The following is a 20,706-nucleotide window of genomic DNA, read 5'->3' on the forward strand; positions in this document are numbered from 1 at the left end:
TGATGTTCGATCTCTTCCACAATCTGGGCCTCGGTTTCGGTGTGGTGTTTCAGATCTCGTGGTGGTCACCCTGGTGGCTCTACGGTCTGTCGCTGCCGATCTCGATCAATATTCTCATGTGCCTGATTGGCGCATTGGTCGGCACGCTGGTCGGCGTGCTGCCCGGTATCGGCACCGTCGCAACCGTGGCGATGCTCCTGCCGATCACGTTCGGATTGCCGCCGGTCGGCGCGCTGATCATGCTCGCCGGCATCTATTATGGCGCCCAGTACGGCGGCTCGACCACTTCGATCCTGGTCAATATTCCCGGTGAGGCGACGTCGGTCGTCACCGCCATCGACGGCCACCAGATGGCGAAGCAGGGCCGTGCCGGCCCGGCGCTGGCGATCGCGGCGATCGGCTCGTTCTTTGCCGGCTGCGTCGCGACCGTGCTCATCGCCGTGCTCGGCGCGCCGCTGACCAAGCTTGCGCTGGCGTTCGGTCCGGCCGAATATTTCTCGCTGATGGTGCTCGGCCTGATCTTCGCGGTGGTGCTGGCCAAGGGCTCGGTGCTGAAGGCGATCGCGATGATCGTGTTCGGCCTGATGCTGTCGATGGTCGGCTCCGACATCGAGACCGGCGCCTCGCGCATGGCGTTCAACATTCCGGAACTCGCCGACGGTCTCGGCTTTGCGACGGTGGCGATGGGCGTGTTCGGTTTCGCCGAGATCATCCGCAACCTCGACGCCGGCGCCGAGATGAACCGCGACCTCGTGCAGCAGAAGATCACCGGCCTGATGCCGACCAGGAAAGACCTGATCGACTCGGCGCCTGCGATCCTGCGCGGCACCGTGCTCGGCTCGATCCTCGGCATCCTGCCGGGTGGTGGCGCGGTCATCGCGTCCTTTGCGTCCTATACGCTCGAGAAGAAGATCGCCAAGAACCCGTCGCGGTTCGGCCGTGGCGCGATCGAGGGCGTGGCGGCACCGGAAAGCGCCAACAACGCCGCGGCACAGACCTCCTTCATTCCGCTGCTGACGCTCGGCATCCCGCCCAACGCCGTGATGGCGCTGATGGTGGGGGCGATGACCATCCACGGCATCGTGCCGGGTCCCCAGGTGATGCAGAAGCAGCCGGAGCTGGTCTGGGGCATGATCGCCTCGATGTGGATCGGCAATCTGATGCTGATCATCATCAACCTGCCGCTGGTTGGAATCTGGGTGCGGCTGCTGCGCGTCCCCTACCGGCTGATGTTCCCCTCGATCGTGATCTTCTGCGCGATCGGCATCTACTCCGTGAACAACGCGCCGGTCGACGTCATCCTCGCAGGCGTGTTCGGTCTGGTCGGCTACTGGCTGATTAAGCACGACTTCGAGCCGGCGCCGCTGCTGCTCGGCATGGTGCTCGGACCGCTTATGGAAGAGAACCTGCGCCGTGCACTGCTGATCTCGCGCGGCGACTGGAGCGTGTTCCTGACGCGTCCGCTGTCGGCCGTGCTGCTCGCGATCGCGGCTTTCCTGCTGGTGCTCACGGTGCTGCCCGCGTTGCGTGCCAAGCGCGACGAGGTGTTCACCGAATCCGAGAACTAAGGGCGCCGCGCCTGCGTCGGCGCGCCGTGGCTCGAACCCAAGCAGGCAAGTTGGCCAGCAGGATCAATCTGATAGACGAGGGGCGGGACGTGAGTTCCGCCCCTTGTCGTTTGCATCGGGAACGCTCACTTTTCCGGGTATAATGCGTATGGATGGCGAATCGCCGCTGTCGCAGCGCGGGGGCGGCCGCTAAATTCGCCGCCTCCCCAAAGGCTCACGCAAATGCACCAGTATCAGGACCTGCTCGAGCGGATTCTTTCAGACGGCGCCGAAAAGACCGACCGGACCGGCACCGGCACGCTGTCGGTGTTCGGCCATCAGATGCGCTTCAACCTGTCCGCCGGTTTTCCGATGCTGACCACCAAGCGCCTGCCGCTGAAGGCGATCGTGCATGAGCTGTTGTGGTTCCTGAAGGGCGATACCAACATCAAATATCTGCGCGACAACGGCGTCACCATCTGGGACGAGTGGGCCGACGCCAACGGCGATCTCGGCCCCGTCTACGGCCATCAGTGGCGCTCCTGGTCCGCGCCGGACGGACGCAGCATCGATCAGATCGCGAACGTGATCGACATGATCAAGCGCAATCCGGACTCGCGCCGCCTGATCGTCTCGGCCTGGAATCCGGCCGAGGTCGACAAGATGGCGCTACCGCCGTGCCACTGCCTGTTCCAGTTCTATGTCGCCAATGGCAAGCTGTCTTGCCAGCTCTATCAGCGTTCGGCTGACGTGTTCCTCGGCGTACCCTTCAACATCGCCTCCTACGCGCTGCTCACCATGATGGTGGCGCAGGTTACGGGCCTCAAGCCCGGCGACTTCGTGCATTCGTTCGGTGACACCCATCTCTATTCCAATCATCTGGAGCAGGCGAAGCTCCAGCTCACGCGCGCTCCGCGCGCGCTGCCGGTGATGCGGATCAACCCCGACGTGAAGGATATCTTCTCCTTCCGTTACGAGGACTTTGAGCTCGTCGGCTACGACCCGCATCCGCACATCAAGGCCGCGGTCGCGGTCTGACGCCGATGTCGCTCAACATCCGCCGTGTGCGTCCCGGCGAAGCCGGGCTGGTTCTTGCTTTCATCCGCGAGCTCGCCGAGTACGAAAAGCTTTCGCACGAGGTCGAGGCGACCGAGACTGACATCGCCGACGCACTCTTCGGCGAGCGACCGCAAGTCCATTGCGCCCTCGCCGAGTGGAACGGTGAGCCGGTCGGCTTCGCGGTGTGGTTCGCGAATTTCTCGACGTTCAGCGGCCGCCACGGCATCTATCTCGAAGATTTGTATGTGCGGCCGTCGCATCGGGGCAGGGGCCTCGGAAAAGCTCTGCTCGTGTACCTTGCCAGGGAATGCGTCGAGAACGGCTGGTCGCGGCTGCAATGGGCGGTGCTCGACTGGAACGCGCCGTCGATCGCGTTCTACAAATCGCTCGGTGCCGTCATGCTGGACGACTGGACGCTGTGCCGCGTCACCGGGCCTGCGTTGACGCGGCTTGCCGGGAGCGCGTCCTGATGGAGATCGTCTTCGTGGTGGCGATCGCTGAGAACGGCGTCATCGGCGCCGGCAACGCGATGCCGTGGCGAATGAAATCCGACATGGCGCGCTTCAAGGCGCTCACCATCGGCAAGCCCGTGATCATGGGCCGCAAGACCTTCGAATCCCTGCCCCGGCCGCTTCCGGGCCGCACCAACATCGTGATCACGCGCGACGCGGATTATCGCGCCGCCGGCGCCATCGTCACGACATCGGCCGCGGATGCAGGCGCGGTCGCACTTGGCGATGCCCTTCGGCGATCGGTCACCGAGATCGCCGTGATCGGCGGCGCCGAAATCTACCGGCAATGGCTCGATCGCGCCGATCGCCTCGAAATCACTGAAGTGCATGCGCGTCCCGAAGGCGACACGCATTTCGACATCGACAGGGCAGAGTGGGATGAGGTTGAGCGCATCCGCCATCCTGCCGGACCCCACGACAGCGCCGACTACTCCTATGTGACATATCGTCGGCGGGTGGGCCATTAACCGCATTTGCCAATGTTAACATTGACTTTTCTGCCCCCAAGCTTAGCTCGAAGGGCGGAGAGGGCTGCGTTGTAAGGGACCTGCCTGTCCCCTATAAAGCCGGACCGGACAAAGCGGGCGGGGGCCAATTTCACCCTGCCGAGGAGAGCGTCGAATGCCGTGGAAGAATCAGGGCGGTGGCCCATGGGGCTCGGGTCCGAAGGGACCATGGGGCAACGGCCCGCAACCGGTCGGGCCGAGGCCGCCGGATCTGGAAGATCTTCTGCGGCGCGGCCAGGATCGCCTCCAGCAGATCATGCCGGGTGGCTATTTCTCCGGCATCGGCATCACGCTGATCGTGCTGCTGATCGTCGCGTTCTGGCTGCTGTCGGGCTTCTTCCGGGTGCAATCCGAAGAGCTCGGCGTCGTGCTGCGCTTCGGCAAGCATGTCCGCACCGTGGATCCCGGCCTGAATTATCATCTGCCCTATCCGATCGAGACCGTGCTGCTGCCAAAGGCATTGCGCGTTTCCACCATCTCCATCGGCATGACGCTGATCGACGATCCGGCGCGCCGCGGCCGCTCCATTCGTGACGTGCCGGAAGAGAGCCTGATGCTGACCGGCGACGAGAACATCGTCGATGTCGACTTCACCGTGCTCTGGCGCATCAAGCCCAACGGCGTCGGCGATTTCCTCTTCAACATCCAGAATCCCGAAGGCACCGTGAAGGCGGTCGCCGAGAGCTCGATGCGCGAGGTGATCGGCCGCTCGCAGATCCAGCCGATCCTGACCGGCGCGCGCAACGTCACCGAACAAGGCGTGCAGGAATTGATCCAGAAGACCCTGGACAGCTACGGCGCCGGCATTCAGATCAGCCAGGTGCAGATGCAGAAGGTCGACCCGCCGGCTCAGGTGATCGACGCCTTCCGCGACGTCCAGGCGGCACGCGCCAATCTCGAGCAGTTGCAGAACGAAGCGCAGACCTATGCCAACCAGGTCGTGCCGCAGGCACGCGGACGTGCGGCGCAGATCATGCAGGCCGCCGAAGGCTACAGGGAGCAGACGGTCGCCGAGGCCAAGGGCCAGAGCTCGCGCTTCCTGAAGGTTTACGAGGAATACAAGAAGGCGCCCGACGTGACGCGTGAACGGATTTATCTGGAAACGATGGAGCGCGTGCTCGGCGGCTCGGAAAAGCTCATCTATGACGGCGGCCAGTCGGGCCAGGGCGTCGTGCCTTATCTGCCGCTCAGCGAGTTGACGGCCAAGCGGCCGCCTGCAACCGGCCAGCAGACCACCGGAGGCAACCGATGAGATCCCCGGTTACAGGCATCGCCACGCTGCTCGGCCTCCTGCTCGTCGTGATCGTGGGCTACATGTCCCTGTTCACGGTGGCGCAGACCGAGCAGACCATCGTGCTGCAGTTCGGCAAGCCCGTCGACGTCGTCACCGCTCCCGGCCTGCACTTCAAGGCGCCATGGAATTCGGTGATCAACATCGACAAGCGCATCCTCGATCTGGAGAACCCGTCGCAGGAAGCGATCGCGTCCGACCAGAAGCGGCTCGTGGTCGACGCCTTCGCGCGTTACCGCATCAAGGACGCGCTCCGCTTCTATCAGAGCATCGGCTCGATCCAGGCCGCCAACATCCAGCTCACCACGCTCTTGAACGCGGCGCTGCGCCGCGTGCTCGGCGAGGTGACCTTCATCAACGTGGTCCGCGACGACCGCGAGAAGCTGATGCAGCGCATCCGCGATCAGCTCGACCACGAGGCCGACGGCTACGGCATCCAGGTCGTCGACGTCCGGATCCGCCGTGCCGATCTGCCAGAGCAGAACAGCCAAGCGGTCTATCAGCGCATGAAGACGGAACGCGAGCGCGAAGCCGCCGAGTTCCGCGCGCAGGGCGGCCAGAAGGCACAGGAGATCCGCTCCAAGGCCGACCGCGAGGCGACCGTGATCGAGGCGGATGCGAGGTCGCTGGCCGAGCAGACGCGCGGCGTCGGCGATGCCGAGCGCAACCGTCTGTTCGCCGAAGCCTACGGCCAGGATGCGGATTTCTTCGCCTTCTACCGCTCGATGGCAGCCTATGAGACCGGGCTGCGCGCGAACGACACCCGCTTCCTGCTGCGTCCGGACTCGGATTTCTTCCGGTTCTTTGGTAACCCGTCCGGCAAGACGGCGACCACGACGCCAGCGAAGCCGTAAGCCAGACAAGGGCGGCAGGTCTGGCCGCCCTTCGTCCGGACAAGAACAGCACAACGGGAGGTTCCAATCCGATGAGGTCCATTGCGTTCGCCGACTTCCTCATCGGTTTGGGCATCCTGTTCGTGCTGGAAGGCTTGATGTTCGCGGCTAGCCCGGCCTGGATGCGCAAGGCCATGAAAAGCGCGATGGCCACGCCGGACAATGTCCTGCGGGCGGTCGGCATTGGTTCGGCCGTGGCCGGCCTGGTCCTGATCTGGGTTATGCGACGGCCAATTTAGCCGTCGCACCAACGCCAAAGTGAAGGCGAGGGACCGGTTTTCGCCTTATTATCCGGGTCTTGAGGCCCGTTAAGGTCCGCGCTTGCGCCGTCCCCCCGTTCGAGCGCAGTCTTGACGTCGAATCCTTGTTTCCTGGAGATCACAATGACCGCTGCCACCATTGCCCCGACCCGTTTGCGCTTAGGGCTGGCCGCGCTCGCCGTTGGCGTTTTCAGCGCACTCGGCACACCGGCCTATGCGCGCGGGCCGGACGGCATCGCCGACGTCGCCGAAAAGGTGATCGATGCGGTCGTCAACATCTCGACCTCGCAGACCGTCGAGGCCAAGGGCGGCGGCGGCGGCGGGAATGCCATGCCGCAACTGCCGCCCGGTTCGCCCTTCGAGGAGTTCTTCGACGACTTCTTCAAGAATCGGAAGGGTCCCGGCGGCGGCAGCAAAGGCGGCGAGAACAGCCCGGCGCCGCGCAAGACCAACTCGCTCGGAAGCGGCTTCATCATCGACACATCAGGCGTCGTCGTCACCAACAACCACGTCATCGCGGATGCCGATGAGATCAACGTCATCCTCAACGACGGCACCAAGATCAAGGCCGACCTGGTTGGAGTCGACAAGAAGACCGACCTTGCCGTGCTGAAGTTCAAGCCGCCGAAGCCGCTGGTATCGGTGAAGTTCGGCGATTCCGACAAGCTGCGCCTCGGCGACTGGGTCGTCGCGATCGGCAATCCTTTCAGCCTCGGCGGCACCGTGACGGCCGGTATCGTCTCGGCGAAGAACCGTGACATCTCGTCCGGTCCTTACGACAGCTACATTCAGACCGACGCCTCCATCAATCGCGGCAATTCCGGCGGGCCGCTGTTCAACCTCGATGGCGACGTCATCGGCGTCAACACACTGATCATCTCACCGTCCGGCGGCTCGATCGGCATCGGCTTCGCCGTACCGTCGAAGACGGTTGCCGGTGTCGTCGACCAGCTCCGCCAGTTCGGCGAATTGCGCCGCGGCTGGCTGGGCGTGCGCATCCAGAGCGTCACCGACGAGATCGCCGAGAGCCTCAACATCAAGCCGCCGCGCGGCGCGCTGGTTGCCGGCATCGACGACAAGGGCCCGGCCAAACCGGCCGGCATCGAGCCCGGCGACGTCGTCGTCAAGTTCGACGGGAAGGACGTCAAGGACCCGAAGGATCTCTCTCGCGTGGTCGCCGACACGGCGGTCGGCAAGGAGGTCGATGTCGTCATCATCCGCAAGGGGCAGGAGGAGACCAAGAAGGTCACGCTCGGCCGGTTGCAGGATCCCGACAAGGTGCAGGCCGCAGTGAAGACCGACGAGCCCGCGCCTGAAAAGACCGTGACACAGAAGGCGCTCGGCCTCGATCTCGCCGCGCTGAGCAAGGATCTGCGTGCGCGCTACAAGATCAAGGACAGCGTCAAGGGCGTGGTCGTCACCAATGTCGACGCCAATTCGGATGCCGCCGAGAAGCGCCTCTCCGCCGGCGACGTCATCGTCGAGGTGGCGCAGGAGGGCGTCTCCAGCGGCGCCGACATCCAGAAGCGGGTCGACCAGCTCAAGAAGGACGGCAAGAAGTCGGTGCTGCTGCTGGTGTCGAACGCCGACGGCGAGCTGCGCTTCGTTGCGTTGAGCGTGCAGTAAGGCGCACGAGCAGCCACACATTCACTGTCATGCTCCGCGAAAGCGGGGCATCCAGTATGCCGCGGCCTTTCCGTATCGCTCTGTCTTGGAATACTGGATCACCCGCTTTCGCGGGTGATGACGGCGGAGAGGAGGAGACTACCCCTCCACGAACTCCTCGCGTCGATACCCCTGCGCATACAGCAGCGCGGTGAGATCGCCATGATCGATCCGGGCTGCCGCAGCCGCGGCGACCGCAGGTTTGGCATGATACGCCACGCCCAGCCCTGCCGCCTGGATCATCGCGAGATCATTGGCGCCGTCGCCGACCGCCAGCGAGTCGATGTCGTCGAGATCGAACGATTCCATCAGATCCACCAGGGTCGCGAGCTTCGCCGCGCGCCCCAAGATCGGCTCCTTCACCTCGCCGGTGAACTTGCCGTCGCGGACGACGAGCTCGTTGGCGCGGTTCTCCTGGAAACCGATCCTGGTGGCGACCGCGCTGGTGAACAGCGTGAAGCCGCCGGAGACGAGACAGGCATAGGCGCCATGGGCGCGCATGGTCGCGACCAGTTCGCGGCCACCCGGCGTCAGCGTAATGCGCTTGGCCAGCACCTCGTCGACGGCACTGGCGGGGAGGTCCTTGAGCAGCGCGACGCGCTCGCGCAGCGCCGGCTCGAACTCGATCTCGCCGCGCATCGCGCGCTCGGTGATGGCGGCCACATGGGCCTTCACCCCGACGAAATCGGCGAGCTCGTCGATGCATTCCTGACCGATCATGGTGGAATCCATGTCGGCGAGAAAAAGCTTCTTGCGCCGGAAGCCGACTGGCTGCACGACGATGTCGATGGGCAGGTCGCCGCGAAGCTCGCGGAGCCGCTGCTCGATGGCGTGACGGTCGCCTTCGAGGTTACTGTCGACGCCGAAGGGGATGTCGACTGCAACCCCGTCGAACAGCCAGTGCGCGGGAGCTGCCTGAGGCAGCACGGCGCGGGCGCCATCGACGATGGTCGAGTCGAGCGCGGGATTATTCGGGTTGCAGATCAGCGTGGCAACGAGGGACATTTGAGGTTTTCGTGAGCGAGGGGCAAGTCGGAAGAAGGCATGTCGGCAAGGCGGTGCTTATCGCAGGCCCGACCGCCAGCGGCAAGTCGGCGCTGGCGCTCGAGCTTGCGCTCGCTGCGGGCGGAGTCGTGATCAATGCCGATTCCATGCAGGTCTACCGCGACCTCCGCATCATCACCGCGCGGCCCACAGATGGCGACGAGGCGCGGGTTCCTCATCGCCTGTACGGCCATGTCGATGCGGCCGTGAATTTTTCGGCTGGCGCCTGGGTGGGCGACGCGGCCAAGGCGCTCGAAGAGGCGAAAGCCGAAGGCCGCCTGCCGATATTCATCGGCGGGACCGGCCTCTATTTCAAGGCACTGACGGCGGGCCTTTCCGTGGTGCCGCCGATCCCCGCCGAGGTGCGCGAGGGCGTTCGGGCGCGGCTGGAGCGGAACGGCGTGGAGGCGCTGCACGCCGAACTCGCAGCCTCCGATCCGCGGGCGGCCGAGCGATTGAACCTGCGTGACCGCACGCGCATTGCGCGCGCGCTCGAAGTGGTCGAAGCCACCGGTCGTTCGCTGCTGGACTGGCATCATGAGGGCCAACCGCCCTTGCTCCCCCGGGACAGTTTTCGCGCGGTGTTCCTCGCGCCTGAGCGCGACGAGCTCTATGCGCGTATCGACGCCCGCTTCGAGGCCATGTTGGGTGCCGGCGCGCTGAAGGAGGTCGAGCGTCTCGCCGACCGAAACCTCGATCCGCTGCTCCCGGCGATGAAGGCTCATGGCGTGCCGGCGCTGATCCGGCATCTGCGCGGTGAGCTCAGCTTGGAGCAGGCCGCCACGATCGGCGGCGCCGACACCCGCCACTACGCCAAGCGGCAGTTCACCTGGTTCCGGCATCAATTGCCCGAATTCGAGTGGGTGAAGCCGGAGGAGATGCGGAACTGGCTGGCCACGATCGTGAACGCGGCACAGGACCCCGGCTGACACGCTTTTGTGCCTCGGCTCCCGAATTTACCTCTCGCCCAACCCCGGGAACACCGCTACACTGGCAAAATCGAGCGGAACGGCCGCTTTGCCTTGACATCGAGGCTTTGGGCGTTATGTTTCGCGCAACCTTTGGGATGCTGAGCGCCTAACATGCGTAATATTATTACCAATCTCCTTATCGCCGTCGTACCCAGGCACACCGCCGGGGGTGGCTAGCTGCCATCCACATGACAGGCGGTGTGCAGGGTCCCTCTTCGGGGCCTTTTTTATTTCCGAAAACCCGACACGAACGAAGCCGCTGACAACAGCGCATCCGGAGCAAGACAATGACCGACAAGAGCCACGATCCGAACCAGATGACCGGCGCCGCGATGATCGTCCGCGCGCTCATCGATCATGGCGTGACCGATATTTTCGGCTATCCCGGCGGCGCCGTGCTCCCGATCTACGACGAGATCTTCCAGCAGAGCCAGGTCCAGCACATCCTGGTCCGCCACGAGCAGGGCGCGGGCCACGCCGCCGAGGGCTATGCGCGTTCGACCGGCAGGCCGGGCGTTGCACTGGTGACCTCCGGCCCCGGCGCCACCAACATGGTGACGCCGCTCACCGACGCGCTGATGGACTCGATCCCGCTGGTCTGCATCTCCGGCCAGGTGCCGACGCATCTGATCGGCAACGACGCGTTCCAGGAATGCGACACCGTCGGCATCACGCGCCCCTGCACCAAACACAACTGGCTGGTGCGCGACGTCAACGATCTTGCAAAGGTGCTGCACGAGGCGTTTTACGTTGCGACCACGGGTAGACCGGGCCCGGTGCTCGTCGACGTGCCCAAGGACGTGCAGTTCGCAACCGGCACCTATCATCCGCCGCGCAAGTCCGACGTTCATCGCTCCTACGCGCCACGCGTGAAGGGCGATGCGACGCAGATCCGCAAGGCGGTGTCTCTGCTGGCCAATGCCAAGCGCCCCGTGATCTACAGCGGCGGCGGCGTGATCAATTCCGGCCCCGAAGCAACCAGGCTGCTGCGCGAGCTGGTCGAGGTCACCGGTTTCCCGATCACCTCCACGCTGATGGGCCTCGGCGCATATCCCGCGTCGGGCAAGAGCTGGCTCGGCATGCTCGGCATGCACGGCACCTACGAAGCCAACATGACCATGCATGATTGCGACGTCATGCTGTGCGTCGGCGCGCGCTTCGACGACCGCATCACCGGCCGCGTCGACGCGTTCTCGCCGGGCTCGAAGAAGATCCACATCGACATCGACCCGTCCTCGATCAACAAGAACATCCGGGTCGACGTGCCCATCATCGGCGACTGCGGCAACATCCTCGGCGACATTCTCCAGGTGTTCAAGGCGGAGGCGAAGAAGCCCGACATCAAGGCGTGGTGGCAGCAGATCGCGCAGTGGCGCGCCCGCAACTCGCTCTACTACAGGAAGAGCAACGACGTCATCCTGCCGCAGCACGCGATCCAGAGCCTGTTCGAGGCGACGCGCGGCAAGGACACCTACATCACCACCGAGGTCGGCCAGCATCAGATGTGGGCCGCGCAGTTCTACGGCTTCGAGGAGCCGCATCGCTGGATGACCTCAGGCGGTCTCGGCACCATGGGCTACGGCCTGCCCGCCGCGGTCGGCGTGCAGGTTGCCCATCCCGACAGCCTCGTCATCGACATCGCGGGCGATGCCTCGGTGCAGATGACGATGCAGGAGATGTCGACGGCGGTGCAGTACGAGCTGCCTATCAAGATCTTCATCCTGAACAACCAGTACATGGGCATGGTGCGGCAGTGGCAGCAGCTGCTCCATGGCAACCGCCTGTCGCATTCCTACTCGGAGGCGATGCCGGACTTTGTCAAGCTCGCGGAGGCCTATGGCGGCGTTGGCTTCCAGGTGCACAAGCCCGGCGATCTCGAGGGTGCCATCCAGGAGATGATCTCGGTCAAGCGCCCGGTGCTGTTCGACTGCCGTGTCGCGTCGCTGGAAAATTGTTTCCCGATGATCCCCTCCGGCAAGGCGCACAACGAGATGCTGTTGCCGGAGCAGGCGAACGACGAAGCCACCGCAAAGGCGTTCGCCGGCGGCAAGGCGCTGGTGTGAGCGTGATCGTCACAAATTCCGCTGTCATCGCCCGGCTTGACCGGGCGATCCAGTACGCCGCGGCCTCTCGATCGCTCTCGGGGGCCTCTGGAATACTGGATCCCCGCCTTCGCGGGGATGACAGTCGCGAGCGATGGATTGATGAGAAGGTGAAATGTTCGACCTGAACGAGCTCGAACGCGCACATGCGATCGTGGGGCAGGCGGTGCCGGCAACGCCGGCGCACGCCTGGCCGCTGCTCAGCCAGCGGCTCGGCACGCAGGTCGTGGTCAAGCACGAGAATCACACGCCGACCGGCGCCTTCAAGGTGCGCGGCGGGTTGGTCTATCTCGATCGGCTGAAGAGCGAACGGCCGAACATTCCGGGCATCATCTCGGCGACGCGCGGCAATCATGGTCAAAGCCTCGCCTTTGCGGCGAGCCGCCATGGCGTGCCTGCCGTGATCTATGTGCCGCGCGGCAATTCGGTCGAGAAGAACCGCGCGATGAAGGCGTTCGGCGCCGAACTCGTCGAGCATGGCAAGGACTTTCAGGCCGCACGCGAGGAAGCCGGCCGCCACGCGCAATTCGCCGGGCTGCACATGGTGCCGTCGTTCCATACGGACCTGGTGCTGGGCGTGGCGACCTATGCGCTCGAATTGTTCCGGGCCGCGCCGGATCTCGACATCCTCTATGTGCCGATCGGGCAAGGCTCGGGGATCTGCGGCTGCATCATGGCGCGTGACCTGCTCGGCCTGAAGACCGAGATCGTCGGCGTGCAGTCGACCGAGGCGCCGTCCTACGCGCTCTCGTTCGCGGCGGGCCACGTCGTGACGACCGAGACCAGCAACACGCTCGCGGACGGCATGGCGACGCGGATTCCCGATCCGGAAGCGCTCGCCATCATCCGCAAAGGCGCTTCGCGCATCGTCGAGGTCACCGACGACGAGGTCGCCGCCGCGATCCGCGCCTACTGGACCGACACGCACAATCTCGCTGAAGGCGCCGGCGCCGCCGCGCTCGCTGCGGCGCTTCAGGAAAAGACCAAGCTACAGGGCAAGCGCGTCGGTCTCGTGCTGTCAGGCGGCAATATCGATTTCGATCTGTTCCGCGGTTGGGTCGGGACGGATGCGCCGGTCGCTGATCGGGCGACGGCGTAAAGACGAGAATAGAGGGGACGACAATGAACCAGCCCGCATCCGCCTACTTCATCGAAGAGCGCCACGAGCCGAACGAGACGCACACGCTTTCGGTGCTCGTGCAGAACGAGCCCGGCGTGCTCGCGCGCGTTATCGGACTGTTCTCGGGGCGCGGCTACAACATCGAGAGCCTCACGGTCTCGGAGACCGAGAGCCAGAAGCATCTCTCGCGCATCACCATCGTCACCACCGGCACGCCGATGGTGATCGAGCAGATCAAGCATCAGCTCGACCGCATGATCCCGGTCTATCGCGTCGTGGACATGACGCTGACCAAGCGCTCGATGGAGCGCGAACTGGCGATGGTGAAGGTGCGCGGACAGGGCGAGCATCGTGTCGAGGCGCTGCGGCTGGCGGACGCGTTCCGTGCCCGCGTGATCGACGCCACCACCGAGAGCTTTGTGTTCGAGATCACAGGCAACACCGACAAGATCAATCAGTTTATCGACCTGATGCGTCCGCTTGGCCTCGTCGAAGTGTCGCGCACCGGTGTTGCCGCGATTGGTCGCGGGCCTGAAGGAATGTGAACCATGCTGGCGCGCGATTGGTATTACAACGAGCGGAACCGGATGGGGATCGGGCCTGCAGTGGCCTCGATCTACGACAGTCACGACGATGCCGATCTACGGGCGCGCGCGGCGCTGAAAATGCTTGGGGTCCAGCGCGGCTGGCGCATCGCCGACATCGGTTGCGGCAACGGCGTGCTCGCGACCGAGGCGGCGCTGATGGGCGCCGAGGTCGACGCCATCGACATCTCGCCCGCGATGCTGGCGCTCGCCGAGATCTACGCGCGCGACCGCAAAGCGCCCGTGCGCACGCAGTCCGCCGGCCTGCTCAGCTTCGCCTACCGGCCGGAGTCCTATGACCTGATCGTCAGCGAGTTCACGCTGCACCATCTGCCGGATTTCTGGAAGGCGGTGGCCATGTCGCGGATCTATCGCGCGCTCAAGCCCGGTGCCACCTTCTATCTGCGCGACATCGTCTACGCCTCGATGCCCGATGCCGTCGAGCGCGACGTCGAGCAATGGGCCGACTTTGAGATCAAGAACCACGATGTCCCGCGTGAAAGCGTCGTCAACCACATGCGCGACGAGTATTCCACTTTTGGCTGGGTCATGGAGCGGATGTTGACCGACGTCGGCTTCACGGTGGTCTCGGCCGATTACCACGCCCCGATGCACGGCACCTATCTGCTGCGGAAACCCGATTCTTCCACGTAAAGGCCGGCAAGCAAGGCTAAAGCCGTGAGAGCAAACTGCAACTACGATGTAGCTGCGCTCCCTCCCCCGCTTGCGGGGGAGGGCTGGGGAGAGGGTGTCTCCGCACTCGAGAACCCCCAAGAGGAGAAAACCCTCACCCGCGCCTTCGGCGCGACCTCTCCCGCAAGCGGGAGAGGTTAGGAGTTTGGGATGAAGCCGGCCGACATCCTCATCGCCATCCTGGTGGCGGTCATCTGGGGGCTTGCCTTCGTGGCGAGCCGGATCGCGCTCGACGAATTTTCGCCGGAGCTGATGACGGCGATGCGCTTCACCATTGCCGCGGTCCCGTGCCTGTTCATTCGCAAGCCGAAGGTCGCCTGGTCGCTCCTGATCGCGATCAGCTTCACGCTCTTTCTCGGCCAGTTTCTGAGCCAGGCCTATGGCATCGCCCATGGCGTGCCGGTGGGGTTGACCAGCGTCGTGGTGCAGAGCCAGGCGCTGTTCACGATCGGCTTTGCCGCGCTCGCATTCGGCGAGCGGCCGACGCCGGTGCAGACGCTGGGCATCGTCATCGCAGCCGTCGGCCTTTTGATGATCTGCGGCACGGTCGGCTATGATTTCAGCGTCGGTGCCTTCGCCGTGCTGATGATCGCGCCGGTCAGCTTTGCGATCGGCAATATCCTGCTGCGCGGCGCCCGCGGCGTGCCGATGTTCGATCTGTTCGCCTGGTTGTGCCTCGCCACCGCGGTGCCGCTGTTCGCGCTCACGCTGGTCGTCAACGGGCCGACACCGACCTGGCAGTCGCTGATTCACATGTCGCTCACCGGCCTCATTTGCATGCTGTTGATCGGCGGCATCTCCACCAGCATCGCCTATTGGCTGTGGGGTCGGCTGCTGCGTGACTATCCGACCGCGCAAGTGGTGCCGTTCGCGCTGCTGGTGCCGTTCGTCGGCTCGGCCGCGTCCAGCATCGTGTTCGGTGAGCGGTTCGGCCCGCTGCGCCTCGCCGGCATGCTCACCGTGATCGGCGGTATAGCGGTGATGGTGCTGGCGAAGCGCCCCGGGGCGGTACCCCAGAGAACCGCAGCCGAAGCCCGCGTGAGGTGAGCATGTCCCAGTCGCTGCTGTATGCCTTCTTCGCCTTCATGGCCGTGATGTATTTCACGCCTGGGCCGAACAACATCATGTTGCTGTCCTCGGGGCTGACCTATGGCTTCCGGCGCACCATCCCCCACATCGCCGGCGTCGTCATCGGCTTCGCCTTCATGATTGCAGCGGTCGGTCTCGGGCTCGGCACCGTGTTCCTGGCCTATCCCATCCTGCAGATCGTTTTGAAATATGCCGGCGCCGCCTACTTGCTCTATCTGGCCGCCGTGATCGCTTTCTCGGGTCCGGCCAAGCCGGGCGACGGAGACGGCCGCGGTCCGATGACCTTCCTGGGCGCCGCCATGTTCCAATGGATCAACGCAAAAGGCTGGGTGATCGTGATCGGCACCATCACCGCCTATGCGGCCATCGCCCAATTCCCGCTCAACATCGCGATCCAGACCTTGATCAGCCTGCTCGTGGGCACGGTCTCGACGGTGGTCTGGGCCTTCTTCGGCACCGCACTGCGGCCGGTCCTGACCTCCGTGCGGCTGGTCCGCGCCTTCAATATCCTGATGGCGATCCTGCTGCTGGCGTCGCTCTACCCCGTCGTCATGGATGCATGATGCCCCAGCTTTCCATGCAGAAACGGGTTTCCCAGGGGGCCGAAAATGCTCTAGACAGCCCCCCGAAATCCGCAAATTTCACCGTCCGAGACCTGACTGACAAGACCTGACCAACGGCCGATTCCGGCCCCTGAACGAGGAAACGACCATGCGTGTTTATTATGATCGCGACGCCGACCTGAACCTGATCAAGGGCAAGAAGGTCGTCATCGTCGGCTATGGCAGCCAGGGCCACGCCCATGCGCTGAACCTGAAGGATTCCGGCGTCAAGGACGTGGCGATCGCGCTCCGCAAGGGTTCGGCCTCGGCCAAGAAGGCGGAAGCTGCCGGCTTCAAGGTGATGGAAGTCGCCGAGGCCGCCAAATGGGCCGACCTGGTCATGATGCTGACCCCGGACGAGCTCCAGGGCGACATCTACCGCGAGCACCTGCACGACAACATGAAGAAGGGCGCCGCCCTCGTCTTCGCGCACGGTCTCAACGTCCACTTCAACCTGCTCGACCCGCGCGCCGATCTCGACGTTCTCATGATCGCGCCGAAGGGCCCCGGCCACACCGTGCGTTCCGAATACCAGCGCGGCGGCGGCGTGCCCTGCCTGATCGCGATCGCCAAGGACGTCTCGGGTAACGCCCACGACCTCGGCCTGTCCTACGCCTCCGCTGTCGGTGGTGGCCGCGCCGGCATCATCGAGACCACCTTCAAGGAAGAGTGCGAGACCGACCTGTTCGGCGAGCAAGTGGTGCTCTGCGGCGGCCTGGTCGAGCTGATCAAGGGCGGCTACGAGACCCTGGTCGAAGCCGGCTACGCCCCGGAGATGGCCTATTTCGAGTGCCTGCACGAGGTGAAGCTGATCGTCGACCTGATCTACGAAGGCGGCATCGCCAACATGAACTACTCGATCTCCAACACCGCGGAATACGGCGAGTACGTCACCGGTCCGCGCATCGTCACCGACGAGACCAAGAAGGAGATGAAGCGGGTTCTGAACGACATCCAGTCCGGCAAGTTCGCCCGCGACTGGATGCTCGAGAACAAGGTCAACCAGACCTCGTTCAAGGCAACCCGAGCCAAGCTCGCCGAGCATCCGATCGAGGAAGTCGGCGCCAAGCTGCGCGACATGATGCCCTGGATCAAGAAGGGCGCGCTGGTCGACAAGTCGAAGAACTAAGTCGCGGTCGTACGGGTGCGGCGTATCGGTTGCGCCGCATCCGGACACGCAAGCGAAAACACAAGCTTCGTCCGCCAAACCAATTCTTAAATCTTCGCGACTATATTCGAGCGAGATCGCAACCAGCGGTCTCGCTCTTTTCGTCTCGCGCGAAGCATTGCTGCTTCATTCAAATTCTCCGCGAGCTGAAGTGCTCCCTGAGCATGAAGAACTGACGCTTAAACCACATTCTTGGTCTCGCGTTGTTTTTCGGAATTTCCCAGAAGCCCCCGATCCTCAAAAGCTCAGCGTCTTCAGGGTCAAGTATTCGGCTCTTTATCCATATCTTCACGGTGCAATCAATCTCACGTCGCGACGTTCGCGCCTCGCTTCACCTTAAGAACTGACATCGGTGGCGTCTCCTTGAGTGGTGGACGGCATTGCGCCCCGGCACCTTTCCCCTGCATGATCGCGGGAGCTCTTGGGGGAAGACCATGCGATCCGTCGTCGTCACCGGCGCGTCCACCGGCATCGGCTGGGCCATTGCGAAATTTCTGGTCGGGCGCGGCTATCGCGTGTTCGGCAGCGTCCGCAAGCAGGCCGATGCGGATCGGCTCACGGGTGAGTTCGGCGCGAACTTCACCCCGCTGCTGTTCGATGTCACTGACGAGGCTGCCGTGCTGGCCGCCGCAGGAGAGGTGCGCGAGGCGCTGGGCGGCGAGCCGCTGGCCGGTCTCGTCAACAACGCCGGCGTCGCTGTCGCCGGTCCCGTGTTCGAACTGTCGGTCGACGACTTCCGCCGGCAGATGGATATCAACGTGATCGGCCCGGTCATCGCGACGCAGGCCTTCGGTCCGCTGCTGGGCGCCGACCCCTCGTTGAAGGGACCGAAGGGCCGGATCGTGATGATCAGCTCGGTCGCGGGCAAGAACGGCAATCCGTTGTTGGCGCCATACTGCACCTCCAAGCATGCCATCGAAGGCCTGTCGGAGAGCTTGCGCCGCGAATTGATGCTGTTCGGCATCGACGTCATCATCGTCGCCCCCGGCGCAGTCAAGACGCCGATCTGGAGCAAGGCCGAGCAGATCGATCTCTCGGCCTACCAGAACTCGCCCTATCTGCCGGCGCTGAACAAGGTCATGGCGTTCATGATGAAGCTCGGCGAGACTGGGCTGCCGGCCGAGCGGATCGCCGAGGTCGTTTTCGAGGCGCTCACCGCCGCGAGGCCCAGGGTTCGCTACCAGATCACGCCGGACCGGATGCGGCATTTGATGACGGCCACGCTGCCCAAGCGTGTGGTCGACCGCATCATCGCCAAGCGTCTCGGGCTGCTGCCGCAGGGCTGAGCCTCCGAGGTGCGACCACTGCCAGACAGGTGATCGATTTCCGATCGTGGGAGCGTCTTGAGATGCCGGCTTATGTGATTTTCGACGTCGAGATCAGGGATTTCCAGCAGTACCAAAGCTTCATGTTGGGCGTGAAGCCCGCCCTGGAGGCCGCTGGAGCCAGATATCTGGCGCGCGGGGGCGCTCACAAGGTCTTCGAGGGAGACTGGCAGCCCCGCAGGATCGTTCTACTGGAATTCCCATCCGTCGCAGCCTGGGAGGCGTTCTACACAGGCGCGACCTACCAGGGACTCAAAGCGGTCCGGGACGCTTGCAGCTCTGCCCGCCTGGTCAGCGTCGAGGGCCTCGACTAGACGGCAAGTCGGTTCTCCACTGCGGGATTTGCCCTGGCGGGACGAATTGGGCGCGGAGACCAATCGGCTTCCGCTAACATTAAGCGAAGGTCGGATCGCGACACGCGTTGCTTGTCCGTGACCGTTCAATTACAGTTTTGTGACACGGTGCAGGCCTTCCGGCTGCGCCGAACGCCGCAGGCCCGGTCAGCCGGCTCGGCAATCGCCTTGCCGGACCAGCAGTTGCGTGTCGTCGATGGCGCCCGCGCCCAATCCAGGTCCTTCTGCCACAACCGCCGTGCTGGCGAGCGTCGCCGCGCTCGGTATCTGGCGGCTGCTCGCGGTTGCTGCGCCGCATCTCGCAGCGCTCGTGCTGATGTACGAGACCGAGACGGATTTCGGCGCACGGCTCTCCTTCGTGCTGGCCTGGGGCATCCTCAACTTCTTCTGGATCGCACTGCTGCGGCGGCCGGCGCTCTCGGGTGCGCTGTCGCTGACCATGGTCGTGGTGCTGGTGCTGCTGTCACGGCTGAAGCACGACGTCGTGCAGATGACGGCCAACTTCATCGACCTGATGATGATCGACCGCGACACGGTGGCATTCCTATTCACGATCTTCCCGAATCTGCGCTGGTCGGTGATCGGGGCCGGCCTCGTCACGCTGCCGCTGATGTATGCGCTGTGGTGGCTCGACCCGTTCCGCATTCGTAGGCTGCCGGCGCTCGCCTGCAAGCTCGCCTGCCTCTCCGCGCTGGTCGGCTATTCGCTCTATCATCCGGACGAGGCCTGGCGCGGCTATTACGACGACGGCTATCTCTCGAAGTTCTTCCGCTCCGGCGTCAGCGCGGTCTCCGACTTCGCGCAATACGGCTTCATGGAATCGGCCGCTTCGACCAACGAACGGCTCAACATGCCGCTGGTCGATGCCTGCCATCCCGCGGGCCGTCGGCCGAACATCATCATGGTCCATGATGAATCGAGCTTCGACATCCGCGCTGCGCAAGGCATCAAGGTGCCGGCGGGCTACGGCAGCCATTTCAAATCCTGGGACGGCAAGGAGCGCGCGTTTCTGGCCGAAAGCAATGGCGGGCCGAGTTGGTTCACCGAATACAACGTGCTCGCCGGTCTCTCCTCGCGCTCGTTCGGTCGTTTCGCCTATTTCGTGACGCGCATTGCAACAGGCCGTGTCGAGCGCGGCCTGCCGCTGGCGCTGCGCCGCTGCGGCTACGATACCCTATCGCTCTATCCCGCCTATGGCGGCTTCATGGCCGCGCGCAGCTTTCAGATGACGACCGGCATCGAACGCTTCCTCGACTCCAAGGATCTCGGCGCCAAGGATGTCGAGCCGGACAGCTTCTTCTACGACAAGGCGCTCCGGCTGATGGGCGAGCGGACGCCGAACAAGCCGCTGTTCACCTTCATCTATCTCGGCGCCAATCATTTCCCCTGGGAGACGCGCTTCCGCCCCGATCTGACGCCGAACTGGCGCGCGCCGGGCAATGTGCCGTCCATCGACGAATATCTGCGCCGGCAGGCGATGAGCGCCGAGCAGTACAAGGCGTTCGTCGCCGGCCTGAAGAAGAATTTTCCCGGCGAGCCCTTCCTGATCGTGCGTTACGGCGATCATCAGCCAGAGTTCGCGCCTGGTATCCTCGAGCCGGGGCTCGACGAGGGCGCCATCGGCAAGAAGCTCGACGCCTACGATCCGCGTCTGTACGCGACCTACTACGCGATCGACGCCGTCAATTTCGAGCCGGTGAAGAGCGACGCCGTGATGGACACGGTCGACGGCCCCTATCTGCCGCTGGTGATCCAGGAAGCCGCCGGCATCCCGCTCGATCCATCCTTCGCCGAGCAGAAAGAGATCATGCTCCGTTGCAAGGGCATGTTCTACGCTTGCAAGGACGGCGCCGAAGCGGCCCGGCTGAACCGGCTGCTGATCAATGCGGGGATGATCAGGGGGCTTTAGCCTTTATCGCCGT

20 protein-coding genes are annotated in these 20,706 nt (G+C 64.2%); 19 read left to right on the forward strand and 1 reads right to left on the reverse strand.

Going from position 1 to position 20,706, the window contains the following annotated elements; genetic code table 11:
• The first annotated feature begins 2 nt into the window (after positions 1–2).
• The 8 genes from C7G41_RS31165 (at position 3) to C7G41_RS31200 (ending at position 7,694) form a co-directional block, all read left to right on the forward strand.
• Entirely contained in the window at positions 3–1,568 is a 1,566-nt protein-coding gene (locus C7G41_RS31165) for a tripartite tricarboxylate transporter permease (protein ID WP_007600973.1), read from the forward strand.
• A gap of 222 nt (positions 1,569–1,790) precedes the next feature.
• Positions 1,791–2,585 (forward strand): thymidylate synthase, encoded by a 795-nt coding sequence (locus C7G41_RS31170; RefSeq protein WP_106946116.1) that lies wholly within the window; start codon positions 1,791–1,793, stop codon positions 2,583–2,585.
• 5 nt (positions 2,586–2,590) lie between these two features.
• Positions 2,591–3,076, forward strand: a complete 486-nt coding sequence (locus C7G41_RS31175) for a GNAT family N-acetyltransferase (protein WP_106946117.1) — start codon at positions 2,591–2,593, stop codon at positions 3,074–3,076.
• On the forward strand, positions 3,076–3,585 hold the full coding sequence (locus C7G41_RS31180; RefSeq protein ID WP_106946118.1) for a dihydrofolate reductase: 510 nt from the start codon (positions 3,076–3,078) through the stop codon (positions 3,583–3,585). Before C7G41_RS31175 ends, C7G41_RS31180 begins: the two co-directional genes overlap by 1 nt.
• A gap of 154 nt (positions 3,586–3,739) precedes the next feature.
• A complete protein-coding gene (gene hflK, locus C7G41_RS31185) occupies positions 3,740–4,876 on the forward strand; it encodes an FtsH protease activity modulator HflK (protein WP_106946119.1) in 1,137 nt (378 codons plus the stop codon).
• On the forward strand, positions 4,873–5,769 hold the full coding sequence (gene hflC / locus C7G41_RS31190) for a protease modulator HflC (RefSeq protein WP_106946120.1): 897 nt from the start codon (positions 4,873–4,875) through the stop codon (positions 5,767–5,769). Before hflK ends, hflC begins: the two co-directional genes overlap by 4 nt.
• A 71-nt stretch (positions 5,770–5,840) precedes the next feature.
• Positions 5,841–6,047, forward strand: a complete 207-nt coding sequence (locus tag C7G41_RS31195; protein WP_018454337.1) for a DUF2065 domain-containing protein — start codon at positions 5,841–5,843, stop codon at positions 6,045–6,047.
• Between the two features lie 144 nt (positions 6,048–6,191).
• Positions 6,192–7,694 (forward strand): Do family serine endopeptidase, encoded by a 1,503-nt coding sequence (locus tag C7G41_RS31200; protein ID WP_106946121.1) that lies wholly within the window; start codon positions 6,192–6,194, stop codon positions 7,692–7,694.
• Between the two features lie 138 nt (positions 7,695–7,832).
• On the opposite strand, the gene serB is transcribed toward C7G41_RS31200, so the two are convergent.
• A complete protein-coding gene (gene serB / locus C7G41_RS31205; RefSeq protein ID WP_106946122.1) occupies positions 7,833–8,738 on the reverse strand; it encodes a phosphoserine phosphatase SerB in 906 nt (301 codons plus the stop codon).
• A gap of 11 nt (positions 8,739–8,749) precedes the next feature.
• On the opposite strand from serB, the gene miaA reads away from it, so the two are divergent.
• From miaA to C7G41_RS31260, 11 genes are all read left to right on the forward strand, one after another.
• On the forward strand, positions 8,750–9,706 hold the full coding sequence (miaA, locus tag C7G41_RS31210) for a tRNA (adenosine(37)-N6)-dimethylallyltransferase MiaA (RefSeq protein ID WP_106946123.1): 957 nt from the start codon (positions 8,750–8,752) through the stop codon (positions 9,704–9,706).
• Positions 9,707–10,035: 329 nt separating this feature from the next.
• A complete protein-coding gene (locus tag C7G41_RS31215; RefSeq protein ID WP_106946124.1) occupies positions 10,036–11,811 on the forward strand; it encodes an acetolactate synthase 3 large subunit in 1,776 nt (591 codons plus the stop codon).
• Between the two features lie 154 nt (positions 11,812–11,965).
• Complete coding sequence (locus C7G41_RS31220) at positions 11,966–12,949, forward strand: threonine dehydratase (RefSeq protein ID WP_106946125.1); 984 nt, start codon at positions 11,966–11,968, stop codon at positions 12,947–12,949.
• Positions 12,950–12,972: 23 nt separating this feature from the next.
• Positions 12,973–13,515, forward strand: a complete 543-nt coding sequence (gene ilvN / locus C7G41_RS31225; RefSeq protein ID WP_106946126.1) for an acetolactate synthase small subunit — start codon at positions 12,973–12,975, stop codon at positions 13,513–13,515.
• 3 nt (positions 13,516–13,518) lie between these two features.
• Positions 13,519–14,208, forward strand: a complete 690-nt coding sequence (locus C7G41_RS31230) for a class I SAM-dependent methyltransferase (RefSeq protein WP_106946127.1) — start codon at positions 13,519–13,521, stop codon at positions 14,206–14,208.
• 189 nt (positions 14,209–14,397) lie between these two features.
• Complete coding sequence (locus tag C7G41_RS31235) at positions 14,398–15,294, forward strand: EamA family transporter (protein WP_106946128.1); 897 nt, start codon at positions 14,398–14,400, stop codon at positions 15,292–15,294.
• A gap of 2 nt (positions 15,295–15,296) precedes the next feature.
• On the forward strand, positions 15,297–15,899 hold the full coding sequence (locus C7G41_RS31240; RefSeq protein WP_199198705.1) for a LysE family translocator: 603 nt from the start codon (positions 15,297–15,299) through the stop codon (positions 15,897–15,899).
• A gap of 148 nt (positions 15,900–16,047) precedes the next feature.
• The gene (ilvC, locus tag C7G41_RS31245) at positions 16,048–17,067 is read left to right on the forward strand and encodes a ketol-acid reductoisomerase (protein ID WP_007600992.1); all 1,020 of its coding nucleotides are present in this window, start codon (positions 16,048–16,050) and stop codon (positions 17,065–17,067) included.
• A 473-nt stretch (positions 17,068–17,540) separates the two neighbouring features.
• The gene (locus C7G41_RS31250; RefSeq protein ID WP_106946130.1) at positions 17,541–18,392 is read left to right on the forward strand and encodes an SDR family oxidoreductase; all 852 of its coding nucleotides are present in this window, start codon (positions 17,541–17,543) and stop codon (positions 18,390–18,392) included.
• A gap of 62 nt (positions 18,393–18,454) precedes the next feature.
• Positions 18,455–18,745, forward strand: a complete 291-nt coding sequence (locus tag C7G41_RS31255) for a DUF1330 domain-containing protein (RefSeq protein WP_106946131.1) — start codon at positions 18,455–18,457, stop codon at positions 18,743–18,745.
• A 235-nt stretch (positions 18,746–18,980) separates the two neighbouring features.
• Positions 18,981–20,693 carry a sulfatase-like hydrolase/transferase gene (locus C7G41_RS31260; protein ID WP_199198706.1) on the forward strand — a complete coding sequence of 571 codons (1,713 nt, stop codon included), beginning with the start codon at positions 18,981–18,983 and terminating at the stop codon, positions 20,691–20,693.
• Positions 20,694–20,706: the final 13 nt, after the last annotated feature.

The sequence above is a fragment of the Bradyrhizobium sp. MOS002 genome, assembly GCF_003020115.1.
Classification (GTDB): Bacteria; Pseudomonadota; Alphaproteobacteria; order Rhizobiales; family Xanthobacteraceae; genus Bradyrhizobium.

What these genes read in the sequence shown, in the direction of transcription:
- C7G41_RS31165 (WP_007600973.1), top strand. Translation starts at nt 3, where the DNA reads ATGTTCGATCTCTTCCACAATCTGGGCCTCGGTTTCGGTGTGGTGTTT.
- C7G41_RS31170 (WP_106946116.1), top strand. Translation starts at nt 1,791, where the DNA reads ATGCACCAGTATCAGGACCTGCTCGAGCGGATTCTTTCAGACGGCGCC.
- C7G41_RS31175 (WP_106946117.1), top strand. Translation starts at nt 2,591, where the DNA reads ATGTCGCTCAACATCCGCCGTGTGCGTCCCGGCGAAGCCGGGCTGGTT.
- C7G41_RS31180 (WP_106946118.1), top strand. Translation starts at nt 3,076, where the DNA reads ATGGAGATCGTCTTCGTGGTGGCGATCGCTGAGAACGGCGTCATCGGC.
- hflK (WP_106946119.1), top strand. Translation starts at nt 3,740, where the DNA reads ATGCCGTGGAAGAATCAGGGCGGTGGCCCATGGGGCTCGGGTCCGAAG.
- hflC (WP_106946120.1), top strand. Translation starts at nt 4,873, where the DNA reads ATGAGATCCCCGGTTACAGGCATCGCCACGCTGCTCGGCCTCCTGCTC.
- C7G41_RS31195 (WP_018454337.1), top strand. Translation starts at nt 5,841, where the DNA reads ATGAGGTCCATTGCGTTCGCCGACTTCCTCATCGGTTTGGGCATCCTG.
- C7G41_RS31200 (WP_106946121.1), top strand. Translation starts at nt 6,192, where the DNA reads ATGACCGCTGCCACCATTGCCCCGACCCGTTTGCGCTTAGGGCTGGCC.
- serB (WP_106946122.1), bottom strand. Translation starts at nt 8,738, where the DNA reads ATGTCCCTCGTTGCCACGCTGATCTGCAACCCGAATAATCCCGCGCTC.
- C7G41_RS31215 (WP_106946124.1), top strand. Translation starts at nt 10,036, where the DNA reads ATGACCGACAAGAGCCACGATCCGAACCAGATGACCGGCGCCGCGATG.
- C7G41_RS31220 (WP_106946125.1), top strand. Translation starts at nt 11,966, where the DNA reads ATGTTCGACCTGAACGAGCTCGAACGCGCACATGCGATCGTGGGGCAG.
- ilvN (WP_106946126.1), top strand. Translation starts at nt 12,973, where the DNA reads ATGAACCAGCCCGCATCCGCCTACTTCATCGAAGAGCGCCACGAGCCG.
- C7G41_RS31230 (WP_106946127.1), top strand. Translation starts at nt 13,519, where the DNA reads ATGCTGGCGCGCGATTGGTATTACAACGAGCGGAACCGGATGGGGATC.
- C7G41_RS31235 (WP_106946128.1), top strand. Translation starts at nt 14,398, where the DNA reads ATGAAGCCGGCCGACATCCTCATCGCCATCCTGGTGGCGGTCATCTGG.
- C7G41_RS31240 (WP_199198705.1), top strand. Translation starts at nt 15,297, where the DNA reads ATGTCCCAGTCGCTGCTGTATGCCTTCTTCGCCTTCATGGCCGTGATG.
- ilvC (WP_007600992.1), top strand. Translation starts at nt 16,048, where the DNA reads ATGCGTGTTTATTATGATCGCGACGCCGACCTGAACCTGATCAAGGGC.
- C7G41_RS31250 (WP_106946130.1), top strand. Translation starts at nt 17,541, where the DNA reads ATGCGATCCGTCGTCGTCACCGGCGCGTCCACCGGCATCGGCTGGGCC.
- C7G41_RS31255 (WP_106946131.1), top strand. Translation starts at nt 18,455, where the DNA reads ATGCCGGCTTATGTGATTTTCGACGTCGAGATCAGGGATTTCCAGCAG.
- C7G41_RS31260 (WP_199198706.1), top strand. Translation starts at nt 18,981, where the DNA reads ATGGCGCCCGCGCCCAATCCAGGTCCTTCTGCCACAACCGCCGTGCTG.